We start from the raw sequence: 17,897 nt of genomic DNA on the forward strand, positions 1-17,897 counted from the left end.
ACCTCCCCCACTTACGGATCGAAGTTCAGGCGCCCGCCCCCGCAGCTTTTTCTTTAATCGCGGTATCCTCTTTGACCTGAGCGGACCTGCCGTTTTTCTTAATCGTCCTTTCGAGGAGTTCTACCACGTGGAGCGTCTCTACGGGTAGATTTCTGCTTGCGACAAGCTCTGAGATCTGAAGCACACACCCGGGGCAAGACGTCACCACCTTTTCCGCCCCGGACCTTTCTATGGATTTTATCTTGTGCTCACCTATCTTCATAGACAGGTCACGGTATATGATGGCAAAAATACCCCCGCCGCCGCAGCACCTCTCAGGATACTCCATCTCCTTGAACGTGGCGCACCGTTTAATCACTTCCCTCGGTTCTTTGATAATACCCTGGCCCCAGCGCAGGTGGCAGGGGTCATGATAGGTGACCGTAGAGTCCAGGGGCACCGTCTCGTACTCCGTAAATTTTTCCAGGAACACGTTTATATCGTAAATCTTATCATGCATGGGTTTCCATGAATCGCCCAGCATCTTCAGGTAGTCCCTCTTTATCGTCAGTGTGCAGGTGCCGCAGCCGGATACGATGGCATCAAGGTCCTCCGCCTCAAACACCTTCCTGTTCTTCTCGGCCAGTTTCCTGGCCGCGACCATATCCCCCAGAGACCTGGCAGGAATGCCGCAGCACACCTGTTCCGGGGGCACAACCACCTCAATGTCCAGCATATTGAGCACGTTTATGAGGGAGTCTGCGATATGGGGATTAGCATAGTTTGTCATACAGCCCACAAAGAAGCCCACCCGCATCTTCGGCCTGGTAAGTTTCTTTGTCTGCCTGTGCTTATTCAGCGCGGTCTGTGCGGCCAGGGCAGGCACCCACTTCCTGCCCATAAAAAACAGCGGCAGGTGTCTCAGCGTTCCCTGCCGCTCACCGGGGATAAACCTCTGCCCGAAGGCGGCGGCGCGGATTATGAAGTCAAACAACCTCCGTCTGGGAAGGATGTGCCGCAACACAAGACGGGCCAGGCGTGATATGCCCATATTCTTCTCTATGCCCTCAAGGAGCGCATCTATAATCTCGCTGAAATTCACATCGGAGGGGCATACGGCCTGACACCGCAGACACTTCTTGCACGAATATATATAGTCCCTGAGTTCGGGCGTGTAGAATATCTCGCCCTGGAATACGGCCTCTGCAAGGCTTATCCTGCCCCTGGCCACGCGCGTCTCATCGCCGGTCTCAAGAAACACGGGGCAGACAGAACGGCACTTGCCGCACTTCGCGCATCTTGCAATCTCTCTTTTCGCTTCTTCTATACCCATAACGGCACCTTAAAACAATTTTAGTTTATACGGCAGACTTAAGCAAATAAATTAGGGCATCTTACACACCTAACCCTACTCGATGTGCGCCCCCTGTAAACCTCTGTTCCGGACGTTGGTATTGCCTTGATTTTGCGGCCATTATCTGATATTTTCAAAAATCCGGGAATTTCACTAAAGGAAACTGTTTTAAGAAGATAACTGACTTGGGAAGCCTGCAGGACATATACAAAAAGGTGGTTGACGGCAAGAGGTTGAGCCGGGAAGACGGACTCCGGCTCTATGAATCTAACGACGTCCTTCAGGTAGGCCGCATGGCCGACATCATGAAGGAGCGTAAGAACGGTGACAAGACCTTTTACATCGTAAACCGCCACATAAACTATTCCAACATATGTAAGAACCAGTGCAAGTTCTGCGCCTTCTCCAAGGAGGAGGGAGACGAAGGCAGCTACGCCATGACCCTGGACGAGGTAATAGAAGAGGCCGAGGGCGTGGTAGAGCAGGGGGCCACAGAGATACACATAGTGGGCGGGCTGCATCCGAAGCTCGGGTTTGATTACTACCTTGAGATGCTTGGCAGGCTGCACGAACGTTATCCTCAGGTACACCTCCAGGCCCTTACGGCGGTAGAGATAGCCCATCTGGGCGAGAGGGCGGGCCTTTCGGTAAAGGATACACTTGTCGCCTTGAAGCAGGCGGGCCTGGGGTCAATACCGGGCGGCGGGGCCGAGGTCTTTTCGTCGAGGGTGAGGAAGGAACTCTGTCCCGACAAGCTGGAGGGAGAGGGCTGGCTGGGCGTTATGCGCGAGGCGCACCGGCTCGGCCTGAAGAGTAACGCCACCATGCTGTACGGGCACATGGAATCGGCCGGGGAGAGGATAGACCACATGCTCGAACTGCGCGGGCTCCAGGATGAGACCGGCGGGTTTATGAGCTTCATCCCCCTTGCATTCCATTCCGACAACACCCCCCTCGAGGAACTTCCCCGCACCACCGCCGCACTGGACCTCAAGACCCTGGCCATCGGCAGATTGATGCTGGACAATTTTCCCCACATAAAGGCCTTCTGGATAATGCTGGGCGTAAAGCTCGCCCAGGTATCGCTGAGTTTCGGTGTGGATGACATGGACGGAACGGTGCTGGTGGAGAGAATAACCCACTCGGCGGGGGCGGACACGCCGGAAGAGTTGTCTGTAGGGGAGATTGTAAAGCTGATAGAAGAGTCAGGGCACAGACCGGTGGAAAGGGACACGCTTTACAGGGAAGTAATAAGGCCGGACAATAAATATGACCACAGATGGCATCTTGCAGAGACCCGGAAAGAGGACTGTGTCGAGGTTCATTAAATTGAAAGGAGAGTCATGGAGTCGTTCCCCACACTTTTTAGCCCCTTCCGCATAGGTTCCATGGAGGTAAATAACCGTATCGTATTACCGGCAATGGAGACCCATCTATGCGACGAAGACGGCTTTGTAACCGATGAGGTCATATCCTATTATCGCGAGAGGGTAAAGGGTGGCGTCGGGTATGTGACGGTGGAGAACACCTCAGTTGACCCAACCGGCAGGATAAACGACGGCATGCTGTGTATACACGATGACAAGTATGTTGACGGGCTGGGTCGTCTCGCAGATGAGATACATAAAATAGATGGAAAGATAGTCATTCAACTGAGCCATGCCGGCAAGGAGGCCCTTAAATTCTTCACAGGCGTTGACCCGGTCGCTCCGTCCCCTATCCCCAGTCCGATAACCAGGACAATGCCCAGGGAATTATCTATCGAAGAGATAGGGGAGATTGTCGGGAAATTCGCCGACGGGGCGGAAAGGGTCGTGCGCGCGGGCGCCGACGGCATTGAGCTGCACATGGCCCATGGTTATCTCGTTAACCAGTTCTTTTCTCCCGAGACCAACATGCGAGAGGACGGCTATGGCGGCAACACCGAAAACAGGTCGAGATTCGCCCGGGAGATCGTAGAGGCCATCAGAAAGAGGGTGCCCGGTGACTTCCCCGTCATCTGCAGGATTAGCGCCGACGAATATACCGAGAAGGGACTCAAGCTCGAAGAGAGCAAGGCAATCGCAAAAACACTTGAAACCGCCGGAGCAAGTGCCCTCCATGTATCGGCGTGCAACAGCTCATCCGCTGTCTATAACATCCCCTGCTACTACCTTGAAGAAGGCTGCTTCATAGAGCTGGCGGCGGGGCTAAAACCCGTCGTAAGCGTGCCGATAATCACCGTTGGGCGGATTCTAAGGCCGGAGATGGCGGAAAAGGCGCTAGCCGAGAACAAGGCAGACCTTGTCAGTATGGGCAGAAGCCTGATTGCAGACCCCCACTTACCCAGAAAGGCGAGGGAGGGGCGTCTCGACGACATAAGACCCTGCATCTCCTGTAACCGCTGCATCGAGAGTATCATAGAGGGAAGACTCGTATGCACCACAAATCCCTATATCGGCAGGGAATGGGAAATAGAACGCTTACCCCGGCCCAGACCGAAACGAGTCCTTGTAGTCGGCGGCGGTCCCGGCGGGCTCAGTGCCGCCACTGCCGCCGGAGAGCGCGGCCATAAGGTATGGCTGTGGGAAAAGGACTCAGACCTGGGAGGTAGATACAGGTACGCCATCATGGCCCCCAGGAAGGAGAACATGTCCAAGTTTCTGGACTACCTTATACGCCGCGCAAAGGAGTGTACCGAAGAGATACAGTGCGGCAAGGAGGCCACCGCCAACGCGATAAAAGAATTTTCGCCGGATGCCGTAATACTGGCCTGCGGGGCCAGGGACGAATTCCCGGATATTCCGGGCACGACCGGCAACAACCTGCTGGACATAAAGAAGGCCTTCGACCAGGCCGACGCATTGGGTAAGAACGTAGCCATAGTAGGGGGAGGCCCGGAAGGTTGTGAGTTGGGAGACTTTCTTTTGACCCGGGGCAAAAAGGTAACTATCATAGAAATGAGAAGGATGCTGGGTATCGGCCTTGTCGCCCATCCGCGTTTCCACGTCTCCGAAAGGCTGAAAAATGGCGGCGCCAGCATCCTTTTGAGCTCAAAGGTGGTAGAGGTAGGCCCCGGTTTCCTGGTAATTAATAAAAGACGCGAAGGCAATCAGAAACTGGAGGGATTTGACGACATCGTTATGGCAAGCATTCACAAGCCTAACATGGAACTTCAGGAGGCCTTAAACGGTAGTATAAAGGAACTGTACGTAGTCGGCGACGCCTGTGAGGGCCGTACAGCCCTTGAGGCAGTAGCAGAAGGAGCGGAAGCGGCCCTCAAACTCTAACCCCCGGTATAACCTGTGTTATTGTAGTGGCGGAGTCATGCCGTGGGCAGCCTCCAGAGGCGCCCACAACGGGGTCCGCCTAAGGCGTGACTTGCTCTGCTTAGTGTTGAGCAACCACGACCACTAACTCTAATAACCCCAAACATCCCGAGGCCTGGAAATGTGAAGCAAGGCACTGTATTCAAAGTAGCGGGACCTAGTTGTCAGGTTGAGGCTGACGGCCACACCTACACCTGCAGTATACGAAAAAAACTTAAAACCGCCTCAGACAAGCGGACAAGCCCGGTAGTGGTGGGGGACCAGGTAAGGTTCAGCGAGACGTCTCCCGACGAAGGAGTAATCGAAGAGATAGGGGAGAGACAAACCAGGCTGTCCCGCGTGGCCCCATGGGCACCCGGTAAAGAACACGTGGTAGTGGCCAACATGGACCAGGTGCTCATAGTAATGGCCGCAAAAGACCCGCCCGTTAAGGCAGGACTCATTGACCGCTACATAATCGCCTCAGAGAACGGCGGCCTAAACTCGGTAATCTGTATAAACAAGATAGACCTGGTAGACGAAGAGGAGGTTTCATGGGTCAAGGATTTATACGGCGGCCTGGGGTACCCGGTGTTGTTTACCAGCGCGGTCGAGGACATGGGTATAGAGGAACTCGCGGGCACTCTTAAGGACAAGAAGACCGTCCTGGCCGGACAGTCGGGTGTAGGTAAATCATCTCTTATTAACCGGATTCAGCCCGGTCTCGGCCTCAGGATCCAGGATATAAGGGTGGCCGCAAGAAAGGGGAAACATACCACAAGCTGGGTAACACTCTTAAAGATGGACATAGGCGGATACGTTGTGGACACGCCGGGGATAAGGGAACTCGGGCTCTGGGACATCAGAGAACCTGACGTTGCCGAGTTTTTCCGGGATATCTGGGAGATTGGAAAGGGCTGTCATTTTTCGAGGTGCACCCACAGCCATGAACCTCGTTGCGCGGTAAAGGCGGCCGTAGAGCAGGGCACCCTTGACGAAAGACGTTATGGCAGCTACCTGAGAATCCTCGCCTCCACAAAGGAAAAACAGACCCGCTAGAGATTATCCTACCTGAAAACATTGCAGCAAGCACAGAAGTGCCTTAACTACCAGACCGGTCATATACGCAACACAATATGACAACGCCCGCCGCGCCACATAAAATAAATCCTTGACGCTTTGTTTACAATATGATTAGAATCCCCCGTAGACATGCCAACCAAATCCACGGTCTCCTCCAAACGCGTCCAACCCAGGGTAACGGTGATAGGCTCCGGTACCGGGGTTCCCTCGTTATCGCGCGGTTATCCGTCAATCCTTGTCAGGGCGGAGGGCGAGATTATGTTACTCGATACGGGCCCCTGTACCCTGGCAAGACTGCTTCACCGGGGGGTCACTTACGTTGACATAGACAGGGTCTTTTACACCCATCTGCATCCTGACCACTCCGCGGGTATGACGTCAATGCTCTTTGCCATGAGAAACGCCGAGCCAAAACGGACAAAACCGCTGCGTGTGTTCGGCCCACCCGGCTTAAAGGGGTTTTACGAGGGTCTGAACCAGTTATACGGGAACGCCCTGACACCAAAGTCGTACGAATTAAACCTCACCGAGCTGTCTGAAGAGGAGACAGCGTTTGACGGCTGGAAGGTAAGGACGAGCCCGATGGCACACATGGTCCCGACGATCGGTTACCGTCTGGAATTCTCGACAGGCGAAGTACTCGCTTATTCAGGAGATACGGATTACTGTGAGAACATCGTAAACCTGGCAAAAGGGGCGGACGTCCTTGTGCTGGAATGCTCCTTTCCGGAAGACCTGAGGGTCGAGGGCCACCTTGTGCCCTCCCTTTGCGCCAGGGTCGCACGTGAGTCCGGTTGCAGGAGGCTGGTGCTCAACCACTTTTATCCGCAGTGGGAGGGGCGTGACATATTAGAGGAGTGCGGGAGATTTTACGACGGCGAGATAATCCTGGCAGAGGATTTTGTAGAACTGCCACTGTAGAATGAAGCAGGGGGAAAAAACTTGACGGGCAAAAACGTAAAGGCGTTACTAATAATAGATATGCTGAACGACTTCGTCGTAAAGGGGGCGCCCCTGGAGGTGCCCGGGGCCAAAGGCATAATCGGCAACATCAGAAGACAAATAAACAAGGCCCGGCGCAACGACATCCCAATCATATATTGCTGCGACAGCCATTTGAAGGATGACCGGGAATTCGAGGTATGGCCACCCCACGCCGTAAGGGGCAGCCGTGGCGCAGAGGTAGTAGACGAACTCAAACCCCGTCCGGAAGACATTGTAGTATACACAAAAACGTACTCCAGCTTCTACCGCACCACATTGGACAAGACGCTCAAGAGACTGGGGGTGCGACACGTTATTTTAACGGGTGTAGCGACCAACATCTGTATCCTCTATACCGCTGTCGATGCCTACATGAGGGGTTACGAGGTTAGCGTGCCGGAGGACTGTGTGGCTGCGTTCAGGGCAGAGGATCACCGGTTTGCCCTGAGACAGATTAACAAGTTACTCAAACCCTACAGGTCTTTCCCGTAAAAGCCATCCAGGCCAACAGACAATCACACCCTGACCTTCATACAGATTAGACGAAAGACACCAGGCCCATGCAGTGTGTCTTGTGGAAGCAAAGCCGGCGGAAATTTTCCCGGTATACCTGGTATACTATCTGAAGTGTAACATCTTAAGGCGGTGAGAGTGCGGCGATGTTAAAAAAAAGGCCCACTTTGCAAGACTTCGCACAGTGGGCCTTTTTTGAAGGCAAGGTCTTTACTTCTTGGCAAAATTTCTAACGACCTGTAGCAACTTCTTCATCATATTCTCTGTCTGTTTACCCCTGTAGCTGGGCATCTTGTCTTTTCCGCCCAGCATGGTCTCCATGAGCTGTTCGTCCGTCCTGGATCCCTGCCACTCTGCGTCCGTAAAGTCAGGTACACCGGCCTGTTTCCCAAAGGTCGTGCCCACGCCACCGTTTCCATGGCAGTAGCAGCATGTTTCCTGCGGAGCAAACGAGCCCTGAACCGAACCGCTGCCAAAGATGTAATATACGCTCTTTTCAGGGTTGCCTCCTACGAGGTCTTCATCTGCGACAGCCAGGGGACAAAAGGCAAGGCAGAAGACCAAAAGGGAGACACCGACTAGAAATGCGCTTTTCATATCTCAAAACCCTCCTCTCAAAGGCGCGAATTTTTTTATACTAAAAGGCAGGAATAAGCCTAAGGGGCAAGCCCCGCCTCAGTCTGGTATATCTGGTGGCAGCTCCTGCAGGAAAGGAAGAGGAATCTGTAGGAATGTCCTACGTCTTCTATCAGCCCAACCTTGTCTCCCTTTGCCCTCTCTGCTATATGACCGGCGTGGATTGCTACGCTCTGGCTCAGTGCCTTCGTGTTAGCGTCAATATTAGCATCTTTGATACGTGCTTCTTCATTTGCCTTTATGTTGGCTCCGGCGCTGCGGATAGTTTCATAGTCCGCGTCGCTTAACTCTTCCGGGAAGTAACCTTTCAGGCGGTTAATCTTCTGGAATTCCTTGGCCGAAGCCGCACAAAGCTCTTTCGACGTAGCAGCATAGCTACTTGCAGCCATGGCACAGACAAAAAGCAAGGCCAGGCTTGCAACGAGAAATCTTTTAATCAGCATTTATCCTCCTCCTTCTTAACTGAAGAACCCTCCTCTTAATTCTATGTCATAGCTCCCGTAATGGTATGAACCAACGCTGTCTCCCCCCCACTTCCCTACTGCGGCAGAGAGAATTGCGAATGAAAGCAAGCGGAGATTCGACGCAACACCCTACCATCCCTTAACATGCTAGTCAAGAAAAAATTTGTTGTGAATCCTCTGCGCATACCAACCTTGCCTACTTGGGGGGAGACTGGCCGGGATAAAGATTCGTATATATCTGTATTCCCAAGTGGTTATGACAATTCTTACAGCTGTTGCGAAGCCTGCCGAAGGAGTACTGAATGTCTTCGTAGGCGCCCACGTATCTCTCATTGGCCGCCTTATAAATCTCGTCGGCCCGCTTTTTCATCTCTTTCGAGAGTTTTAAGTACTCTTTGTCCTCGGGGGGCACAAATTTCTTAATAACCTTCTCTGCGCGCTTGGAAATGACCTCCCCTGTCTTAAGCAATATTTCCCAGTCCCTGGCTGAAAGGACGTAATAACCCATCATCTCCTGGGCGGCCTTGTAATGCTTGTCGATTCCTTCCATCAATTCTTTCAATTCCTTGTTCTTGGGGTATTTCGGCTTTTTCTCCTCGTCGCCCAGGGCCAGGCCGGTCAAGAACGTTGTGGACGTAAAAAACGTGAACATGGCTAAAAGAATGATTGTATAAAAACCCCTGTTCTTTATACTCATTCCCAGGTCCATAATCGGCAAGTTCTCCTGCTGGATTCAATAGCTGCATATACACCCCCGCCAAATGGCCGAGTATACTACTAATTTGCCACCCGCAAATCAACAAAAAAGACGGTCCTCAGCCGGATACAACTTACCGCACTTGAAAAAAACGCCGAATAGAATATAATGTCGCTAACCCTTTTTATCAGCACAAGAAACAAGAGGCGTTTCTACTGGAATAAGTACACATGAAGTGGTCTAAAACCCTTATACCTACGTTAAAAGAAGACCCCTCAGAGGCTGAGATTGCCAGCCATAAGCTCATGATAAGGTCGGGGGCTATAAGGAAACTCCTTTCAGGCGTCTATTCATACCTGCCCCTGGGGACAAGGGTACTGAATAAGGTGGTAAAGATTATTAGAGAGGAGATGGACAGGACCGGTGCAGTAGAGGTTTACCTCCCCGCCCTCCAGCCGCTGGAACTGCTGGAAGAAAGCGGCCGGATTGACGTCTTTGGGCAGGACCTCATAAGCTTCGCGGACCGCCACGGGAGGAAGATAGCCCTTGGCCCAACCCACGAGGAGGTAATCACATATTTAATCCGTAACGAAATAAGCTCATACAGGCAACTGCCATTAACACTCTACCAGATACAGATGAAATTCAGGGACGAGGTCCGGCCCCGCTTTGGCGTCCTGAGAAGCAAGGAGTTCCTCATGAAGGACGCTTACAGCTTTGAGGTAGACGAAGAAGGGCTGGAAGTAAGCTACAGAAAGATGTACGACGCTTACTGCAGGATATTTGACCGGTGCGGGCTGAATTATATAGCCGTAGAGGCCGACTCCGGGGCGATGGGAGGAGACGTATCCCACGAATTTATGGTGCCTTCCGAGGTGGGAGAGGATTTGTTGGCAAGGTGTGAGGGGTGCGGTTACAGCGTCAATAATGAGAGGGCTGAGCCGGCACCCTTACACCCCGAACAGAGCAGGCCGGAGGAGATGAGCAGCGTCTCCACCCCTAACGTGACCACTATAGAGCAGGTGAGTAAATTCCTGCAAGTGCAACCTGATAAATTGGTTAAGACGCTTATATATAAGGTGGGGGACGAACAGGTCGCCGTCCTGGTCAGGGGAGACCACGAAGTAAACGAGGCGCGGCTGGTAAAGGTGCTCGGTCAGGATGGCATCGCTCTGGCCGACGAGGAGACCATCGTCAACATAACGGGAGCGCCCATGGGTTTTGCCGGGCCGGTAGGACTTGACATACAGATCATTGCGGACCAGGCCGTCTCGGTCCTCAAGAACTGTGTCACCGGGGCGAATAAGGCGGACACTCACCTTGTGAACGTAAATCCAGGACGCGATTTCAAGATTAATCGTGTGGATAACCTTAGATACGTCATCGATGGCGACAGGTGTACAAAGTGTGGAGAGAAATTAGTAATCTCCCATGGGATAGAGGTCGGCCACGTGTTCAAGCTGGGCACCAAATATAGCAAGGCCTTTGACGCGAAATTCCTTGATTCCAGCGGTGTGCAAAGGCCCATACTGATGGGCTGCTACGGAATAGGAGTAAACCGCATTATCGCCGCACTTATAGAAAACTCCCACGATAAGGACGGCATCATCTGGCCGCTTGAGATAGCCCCGTACCAGGTACTTGTGCTGCCGCTGAACGTAAATGATGAGGCGTGCATGAACGCGGCCCTCAGGCTTCATGATGAACTGGAGGCAGCCGGCGTTGAGGTACTCTTAGACGATAGGGAGCAGCGTCTGGGGGCAAAGTTCAAGGATGCCGACCTCATTGGTATTCCCTACAAACTAGTGCTCGGGAAAAAATTCCAGGAGGGAGGCGAGGTTGAAATACAGTCCAGAAAGGGTGGAGAGGCCTCGTTTGTACCACTGGAGGCGGCAGTAACGGAGATGAAGAAGCGATTGGACCGCTTGACATAACACTATTTGCAAAGAATTCAATCTATGGGCAGCACACGTCCTGAATTGGCGGTAAATCTCATTATCGGAATGCTTTCCGGAGATGAGCACCTGTTCGAGATAGGCGAGACAAGGTTAAAGGATGAATTCGGACCCGTAGACCAGGCGAGCGACATCTTTCCGTTTGATTTCACCGACCACTATGAAAAGGAAATGGGCAAGGGCCTTTCGCGCAAATTCATCGGCTTTGAGAAACTGATAAAGCCAAAAAAAATAGCCTCAATCAAGGTCTTCACTAATCAAATAGAAAAAGACATCGCCGCAATGCGTCTGCCCGTAAGCCGCCCGGTGAACCTGGACCCCGGCTACATAGGCGGCGGCAAGCTGGTGCTGGCATCCACAAAGGACCATGCCCATCGCATCTGTCTCGGAAAAGGTGTCTACGCAGAGGTATGCTTGAGATATATTGGAGGACGTTTCGTACCGCTTCCATGGACGTACACCGATTACAAATCCAGAGAATACCAGGAATTCTTCTCCAGGGTAAGAAAGTCTTATCTGGATAAGCTGGAGAGACAGGCCGTAAAGGCATAATTACAACAGAGGATACAGATGATGCAAAAAGTGCTACTACTGCTTAAACCCGACGCCGTCCAGCGTAGACTTATCGGGAAAATTATTACCAGGTTCGAGGAGAAGGGCCTGCAACTAGTCGGCATAAAATTGGTTAAAATGACCGAGAAACTGGCCAGAGAAAACTACAGACAGCACAAGGGAAGAGATTTCTATGAGCCGCTTATCAGGTACGTGACCTCAGGTCCCGTTGTAGTAATCGTTCTCAAGGGCAAGGAGGTGGTGGAAATAGCCAGGAAGATGGCAGGTTTCACGTTTGGCTCAAAGGCAGAACCCGGCACTATACGTGGAGATTACGCCGTCTCAAACCGTTTTAACCTCCTCCATGTATCCGACTCCAAAGAGGCGGCTGAGACCGAAATAGGCATCTTTTTCGGCGAAGACGAACTGGTGGAGTACGATGCCGCAGACTACTCTTGGGTCTACGATACGTCACAGGGCAAGATAATCTAGACAGCCAGGTGCAATGTTTTTTGTGCACCGAAACCAAAATAATGCAGGTACTTTCGCTGATTAGGAACCACTAACTGTTGCCGTCACAGCACTTAAGGGTGTATCATCTAATTTATGCAATTGGCATGGAAATTGTATATTAAGTCAAGAGCATGAAAAAGGTACTTCACAGCTTAAAGATGGCCGCACCCAATATTTGTTCAATGGCTAACTTGGGTTGCGGCTTTGCGGCAATTGTCGCCGTTATCCACGGACGGTATGAAATAGCACCGTGGTTTATAATTATAGCCATGGTGTTTGACGCCTATGACGGCAAACTGGCCCGTTATCTTAATGCCACAAGCAAGCTGGGCAGTGAGCTTGATTCCTTCTGTGACCTCGCCACATTTGGCCTGGCACCGGCCCTGCTGGTTGGCGCTATTCTCAGCAAGAGCCATCCCATACTGGGATGGGTCCTGGGCTTTTTATTCGTTTCGGCCGCGATATACCGGTTGGCAAGGTTTAACGTAATGCAGGCCGAGAACAATGATGCCCGGGAATTTAACGGCCTGGCAACCACCGGGGCGGCTGGTATGATTGCGGCGCTACTCACCCTTAACCTATACCTGACCGGCAAATCTGATATCGGCTGGATAATCGGTGTGCTGCCGGTCATCACGGTTGTTTTGTCATTGTTGATGATATCCAACATAAGATTTCCAAATTCCATGGATTTCGCCGACAAGCAGTTCAGGTCACCTTTGTATGCCACCATCCTGTCAGGGGCAGTGGTGGTTTTTGCCTGGATACCTCAGGTGGTGCCTAGCGTGCTGTTCACCCTCTACATTGCCGCGGGATTTCTGGGCATAATAAAAGACAAGGTACACATCAGATTATAGCCTCTGGCCTTTTTGCCACCCCCCCGGCCTTGCACCTCCGACCTGCCGTTCGCCTCAAAATCTCTCTTAAAGGTACAGTTTTAAACACCGGCCCCGTCATTATTCATTATAGAATCTACCCCCTCCCTCAGGAACGACTCCAATCAAAGTAGTTTTATTTATTATTTGAAACGTCTGTAAAAACTGCTCTAATATTCTGTGTTTCTCTGGTTGCCAGAACTACGGTAAAAGAGTTGCAACACTGGCCTGGTCTGTCCGGCCCGTCAGACTTGGACTCAGCACGGGGAACCGGGAAGGGACTGAGCTGGTGCGTTCTGTATTGAGCTAAATCTGCAAGAAATGTACATTTTGTGTTTTTACTATTGGGGGTTTTGTTATGAAAATGGAACTACGACCAAAGGCCTTGGACAAACTTTATAAGCGAAGAAACAGAATTGAGATACCCGAATATCAACGTAGCGAAGTCTGGTCTAAGGTAAAGAAGCAGAAATTTATTGACACAATTTTCAAGGGGTGGCATGTACCAAAATTATATTTCCGCAAAATAGATAACGAAACTTTTGAGTGCGTCGATGGACAACAACGATTGAACGCAGTTTTTGACTTTTACGAAAATAAGCTTCCACTTCTTGAGGAGCAAGCGAAATTGTACAAAGGCGAATACTATAAAGACTTACCAGCTTCGGTAACTGATAGCTTTGATGATTTTCTTCTACAAATAGAAGAAATTGAAGCTGACGCAGAAGAAGAAATAGACGCTGAAATAGAGGAACTATTCAAAAGACTACAGTTAGGAGTACCACTTAATGCACCAGAAAAGTTAAATGCAATTGGAGGGGGGCTTCGAGATTTTCTGAAGGAGCTGTCGAAGCATACATTTCTAAAGAATAAGCTTGTAACGAAAGATACACGTTACACATACTTAGATATTTGTTCAAAGGTTGCGCACCTAGTAATTTACGGTGCTCATCGCAACATGCGCTTTGACGAATTAGAGAAAATGTACCAGGACAACCGTGACTTTTCTAGTAACACGGCAATAGCTAAAAAGTTGCTCGCTATCTTTAACTTCCTTGATAAGGCATTTCCCAAAAAAGCGGACGTTTTAAGAAACCGTGCCACGTTAATTTCTATATGTCATATCATTTCTGAACTCTCTGAAGCACATTCATTAAAAGGACTAGAATCAAAATTTAGAAAGTTTGTTGAAGAATTTTCAGAGAATCTTCGAAATGAAGTCGAAAAAGGGTCTAGGGCAACTGACAAGGATCTTCTCGATTACCAAGCAGCTATCAGCCACGGTGTTGCAGACCGAGAGTCTGTAAACAAAAGATTTGATATTTTAGCTAGAAAACTTGTCCTGTTCGATCCAGCATTTGCTTTTGTTTTTTCAGGTAGAGGGCAAATTGGAGGAACAGTTGAGAATGGCCTCTCGGAAATGGCGGAAAAAATACAGAACTTAGTTTACGAGTGCAATGAAATCTATCGCGCTTCAAATGGAGAAGATTTAATAAAGCAAACAAATAAAGTAACAAAGACTCTGATTAATTTAGGAAAACCTATTGATAATACACATTCATACGAAGACTTTATAGACGATCTTTACAAGACATTCTACGAAGGCAGCGGAAGTGGCAATAGATTAGGTAGTAAAAAACCCGAGATTGTTAAAGATCTTAATCTTTTAAGAATGGCTTTACGCCATGATCTTAATCATGGAAAGCTACCGAAAATACGAACTAAAGAGAAAAAAGTAGGAGACACGATAAAGAAATATTCGGGGAAAAATAACATTGGACTTCTAGATGAAAATAGACTTAAGGCGATGCAATTAAAAATATTAGACTCAGTTAGAAACATGCTAGAGAATGTTAAGATAAAAATCGCCTCCTAGTATTCTCTATAAGTTCTATTTTCTATAAATTACAACAAAGATGACAAGAGGAAAAACTGCATTAGGCATAGAGGTCCTGGACGCGGCGAGGGAAACGGTTAAGGAGTCGATAGAGTACGCCGGCTCTCTCAAGGGTTGCCGGTATGCGGACATCCGGCTCGGCCTCGTGGCGTACAAGTCTGCCAGCTCCGAGAACGGCAGCCCTAAGGGCATGGAGGAAGAGGTGAATATTTCCTTCGGTGTCAGACTGGCGGCCGGTGAGATGCCGGCATGGGGCTATTATGGCCAGCCGCTCGGAAAGGCCGACATGAGGAGACTCCGTAAGATATTTCGCGCGGGCATAAAAAAGGCCCACCAGCGGGCCGTGGCTAATTCCAGGAATAAAATCGCGATGAGAGACCTGGCGCCGTCTTTGGCGCCGGTACGGCTCGCGCCGGTCGAAATATGTCAGGACGTTATACCAGCCGTCTTTGACGAAGACCCCCGTGACGTTCGACTGAAAGAGGTGCTCGCGCTCAGCGTCAAGACGACAAAGGCGATGCAAGCCGTCTCACCAGACGTCAAGTATGCCATGATTGGCGTGGCGACGGGGCTTTCAAGGGAACTGTTTTACAGCACGGAGGGGGCCGCTATCGACCAGTCCGCCGCCCTTACCCAGGCACAGTTTTTTGTAGTGGCCAGGAAGGAAGGTGCGGTGCCTGAGGCATTCGCAGACCATCTGGGCGCGCACGGGGGATGGGAGGTCATAAAGGGGAAAAACGTCTACGGCAAGAACCTCGTGGATTTTGCCCTTGAACGCACCGGGGATACGGTCGAACTGGCAGGGGCCGAGTTTCTCCCCTCAACGGACGAACCTGTTGTGGTCGTAACAGACCCGCATTTTAACTCCCTGCTGGTACATGAAGTCATCGGACACCCGACCGAGGCCGACAGGGCGCTGAAGATGGAGACCGCCTACGCGGGCAGGTCGTGGCTGCTGAGAGGTCTTGCGGACGGCGACAACGAACTCGGCAAGCGGATAGGCTCCGAACTCCTGACAGCATTCTCAGACCCGGACCTGGAAGGTTACGGGCACTACAAATACGACGCCGAGGGCACTCCTGCCAGAAAAATAATACTGATAGACAAGGGCATATTGAAGGGCTTTATGAACGGCAGGGAGAACGCGGCCATACTGGGTATGGAACCCAACGGTTCGATGAGGGCGACGGAGTGTCAATACATGCCGCTGGTGAGGATGACAAACACCGTAGTCGCCCCGGGCGGCAGGGACCCTCAGGACATCATTGCAGAGGTGAAGGACGGCTACTACGTGGTTAATAACCGCATACCCTCCATCAGCGAATCCAGGGAGAATTTCAGGATATCCGCCCAAAAGGTCTATAAGATAGAAAACGGCAAGCTGGTAAAGCTGTACCGGGGCGGAGGGATAAGCGCGGACTCCAGAGACTTCTTCATGAACATAGACGCCGTCGGCAATGATTTTAAGATGTTCCCCATACCAAACTGCGGCAAAGGACAGCCCATGCAGGTTATGAAGGTGGGCAACGGCGGCCCCACCCTCAGGAGCAAGGCCCGGATGACCGGAGAGTACAAATGACCGGTACAGGTATAGATGACCTGAGAGACTGCGTGAGCAAGGGACTTGAGGCCACAAAGAAGGACGGGGTTGAGATTGAGGTCTTTGCGTCATGGAATGAGCTTGTAACCATGCGGATTAATTACACCTCAGACATCCCCTCAATGGGCCTGCAGGAGCCAAAGTCCAACCAGTCATTTGGCGTGGGCGTGCAGGCGGCCTTCACGGATAAGGGCAAGGTGACGGTTGGTTTCGGGAGTGAGTCCAATAACCTTCACCCCAGGGCCGTCAGGGAGGCCTTCCGGAAGGCAAGACGCTGCCGGCTCTCCGACCCGGACTTTCATTCATTGCCCTCTCCCGCGGGGACACCTACACTCTCAGACTACCACGACCCCGCGGCCATGGAGGTGCAAGACGCCGACGTGGTGGAACTGGGATGGAAGGCACTGAAGGGGGCGCTTGAGGCGTACAAAGAAAGAGGTATCACCAAATCAATAATCGTAGGCGGAGACGTATGCATCCTGAAGGAGAAAATGGCCATAAAGAGCACCATGGGGATAGAGGAATTCGACGAGTCAACCATCCTGACCGCCACGATAACCACAATGGTAGAAGACGAAGACGTTAAGGGCACCGGGTGGAGTACCAGTACCCATCTTGAGGGGTTTGACCCGGAGGCCGCGGGACGTGAGGCCGCGGAGAGTGCGATACGCACCACGGGCGGCGAGAGGATAGAGCCCGGCGCCTACGAAGTGGTTTTTGGCAGGCAGCCCGTGACCGACCTGGTATCTCACATAATAGCGCCGTCGCTCAGCCTCTCCTATGTAAATGCCTCCAACACCCCTTTCCTCGGAAAACTGGGCAAGGAAATATGTTCATCAAACCTGTCTATATACGACCACGGGGCCCTGCCGGGGCAAGTCGCCAGTAAGAAGATTACCTGCGAGGGACTGCCCACGGGCAGGACTGATCTGGTATCAAACGGCCTGCTCGTAGGATTCCTCGCCAACCACTATCTGAGTCAAAAACTTTCAGGCCCCGCGGCGGCCTTTGAGCCGAGGAACGGCTTCAGATTCCACGCCGTGGGCAGAAACAACGACATGCGGGCGGCAATATCTCCCACCAATATAGTGGTGGAGGGCAGGGAAGAGGTATCCTCGGAAGAATTGCTTTCCGGCATAAGAGAGGGCCTGTACATAGGGAGGATATGGTACACGTACCCGATAAACGGGATGGCCGCCGGAGATTTCACCAGCACCATCATAGCGGACTCTTTTTTAATAAAAGACGGAAAGTTGTCAACACCCCTCAAACCAAACACCATAAGGATTAACAGCAACATAAGCCACATCCTGAATAACGTCCGTTCCGTGACCAAAGAGAAAAAAGCCACGCTGGTGTGGGCGGCCGAAGAGGCTGTGATTGCGCCGGAGATAAGGGTGACGGGGGTAAGGCTGGACGGTATTGCAACCGCTTAAAAGCCCCACCTTTTGCCCGCCTGAGATTTGGTGTAAGTTAGTTTTTTTTATGTTTGACTTTTCTGTAATGTG

16 protein-coding genes are annotated in these 17,897 nt (G+C 51.4%); 12 read left to right on the top strand and 4 right to left on the bottom strand.

Features of this window, described 5'->3' with window-relative positions; translation table 11 throughout:
- Window positions 1-25: 25 nt before the first annotated feature.
- Window positions 26-1,312, bottom strand: a complete 1,287-nt coding sequence (locus tag NOU37_07195) for a (Fe-S)-binding protein (GenBank protein ID MCQ4575011.1) — start codon at window positions 1,310-1,312, stop codon at window positions 26-28.
- Window positions 1,313-1,518: 206 nt separating this feature from the next.
- Between NOU37_07195 and mqnE the strand changes: the two genes are divergently transcribed.
- From mqnE to NOU37_07220, 5 genes are all read left to right on the top strand, one after another.
- Entirely contained in the window at window positions 1,519-2,661 is a 1,143-nt protein-coding gene (gene mqnE, locus NOU37_07200; protein ID MCQ4575012.1) for an aminofutalosine synthase MqnE, read from the top strand.
- Window positions 2,662-2,676: 15 nt separating this feature from the next.
- Window positions 2,677-4,602 (top strand): FAD-dependent oxidoreductase, encoded by a 1,926-nt coding sequence (locus NOU37_07205; protein MCQ4575013.1) that lies wholly within the window; start codon window positions 2,677-2,679, stop codon window positions 4,600-4,602.
- 162 nt (window positions 4,603-4,764) lie between these two features.
- Window positions 4,765-5,679, top strand: a complete 915-nt coding sequence (gene rsgA / locus NOU37_07210; GenBank protein MCQ4575014.1) for a ribosome small subunit-dependent GTPase A — start codon at window positions 4,765-4,767, stop codon at window positions 5,677-5,679.
- Window positions 5,680-5,832: 153 nt separating this feature from the next.
- Window positions 5,833-6,624: a ribonuclease Z gene (locus NOU37_07215; GenBank protein ID MCQ4575015.1), complete on the top strand. Its 792-nt coding sequence runs from the start codon at window positions 5,833-5,835 to the stop codon at window positions 6,622-6,624.
- Window positions 6,625-6,645: 21 nt separating this feature from the next.
- Window positions 6,646-7,179, top strand: coding sequence for a cysteine hydrolase (locus tag NOU37_07220; GenBank protein MCQ4575016.1), 534 nt, complete (start codon window positions 6,646-6,648; stop codon window positions 7,177-7,179).
- Between the two features lie 231 nt (window positions 7,180-7,410).
- On the opposite strand, the gene NOU37_07225 is transcribed toward NOU37_07220, so the two are convergent.
- From NOU37_07225 to NOU37_07235, 3 genes are all read right to left on the bottom strand, one after another.
- The gene (locus NOU37_07225; protein ID MCQ4575017.1) at window positions 7,411-7,797 is read right to left on the bottom strand and encodes a cytochrome c; all 387 of its coding nucleotides are present in this window, start codon (window positions 7,795-7,797) and stop codon (window positions 7,411-7,413) included.
- Between the two features lie 59 nt (window positions 7,798-7,856).
- Complete coding sequence (locus NOU37_07230) at window positions 7,857-8,279, bottom strand: hypothetical protein (protein MCQ4575018.1); 423 nt, start codon at window positions 8,277-8,279, stop codon at window positions 7,857-7,859.
- Between the two features lie 217 nt (window positions 8,280-8,496).
- Complete coding sequence (locus tag NOU37_07235; GenBank protein ID MCQ4575019.1) at window positions 8,497-9,009, bottom strand: cytochrome c; 513 nt, start codon at window positions 9,007-9,009, stop codon at window positions 8,497-8,499.
- A gap of 218 nt (window positions 9,010-9,227) precedes the next feature.
- Here NOU37_07235 and NOU37_07240 point away from each other — a divergent pair, with 218 nt between their 5' ends.
- The 7 genes from NOU37_07240 to NOU37_07270 all read left to right on the top strand — a co-directional run bounded on the left by NOU37_07240 (window position 9,228) and on the right by NOU37_07270 (window position 17,825).
- Window positions 9,228-10,931: a proline--tRNA ligase gene (locus NOU37_07240; protein ID MCQ4575020.1), complete on the top strand. Its 1,704-nt coding sequence runs from the start codon at window positions 9,228-9,230 to the stop codon at window positions 10,929-10,931.
- A gap of 24 nt (window positions 10,932-10,955) precedes the next feature.
- Window positions 10,956-11,504 carry a DUF4416 family protein gene (locus NOU37_07245; protein MCQ4575021.1) on the top strand — a complete coding sequence of 183 codons (549 nt, stop codon included), beginning with the start codon at window positions 10,956-10,958 and terminating at the stop codon, window positions 11,502-11,504.
- Between the two features lie 18 nt (window positions 11,505-11,522).
- Complete coding sequence (gene ndk, locus NOU37_07250; protein MCQ4575022.1) at window positions 11,523-11,996, top strand: nucleoside-diphosphate kinase; 474 nt, start codon at window positions 11,523-11,525, stop codon at window positions 11,994-11,996.
- A 152-nt stretch (window positions 11,997-12,148) separates the two neighbouring features.
- The gene (pssA, locus tag NOU37_07255) at window positions 12,149-12,874 is read left to right on the top strand and encodes a CDP-diacylglycerol--serine O-phosphatidyltransferase (protein MCQ4575023.1); all 726 of its coding nucleotides are present in this window, start codon (window positions 12,149-12,151) and stop codon (window positions 12,872-12,874) included.
- A 376-nt stretch (window positions 12,875-13,250) separates the two neighbouring features.
- Entirely contained in the window at window positions 13,251-14,768 is a 1,518-nt protein-coding gene (locus NOU37_07260) for a DUF262 domain-containing protein (GenBank protein ID MCQ4575024.1), read from the top strand.
- A 40-nt stretch (window positions 14,769-14,808) separates the two neighbouring features.
- Window positions 14,809-16,368 carry a TldD/PmbA family protein gene (locus NOU37_07265; protein MCQ4575025.1) on the top strand — a complete coding sequence of 520 codons (1,560 nt, stop codon included), beginning with the start codon at window positions 14,809-14,811 and terminating at the stop codon, window positions 16,366-16,368.
- Window positions 16,365-17,825: a TldD/PmbA family protein gene (locus NOU37_07270; GenBank protein MCQ4575026.1), complete on the top strand. Its 1,461-nt coding sequence runs from the start codon at window positions 16,365-16,367 to the stop codon at window positions 17,823-17,825. The genes NOU37_07265 and NOU37_07270 overlap by 4 nt, the downstream gene beginning before the upstream one ends.
- The last annotated feature ends 72 nt before the right edge of the window (window positions 17,826-17,897 follow it).

This window comes from Candidatus Bathyanammoxibius amoris, from assembly GCA_024451685.1.
Classification (GTDB): Bacteria; Planctomycetota; Brocadiia; order Brocadiales; family Bathyanammoxibiaceae; genus Bathyanammoxibius; species Bathyanammoxibius amoris.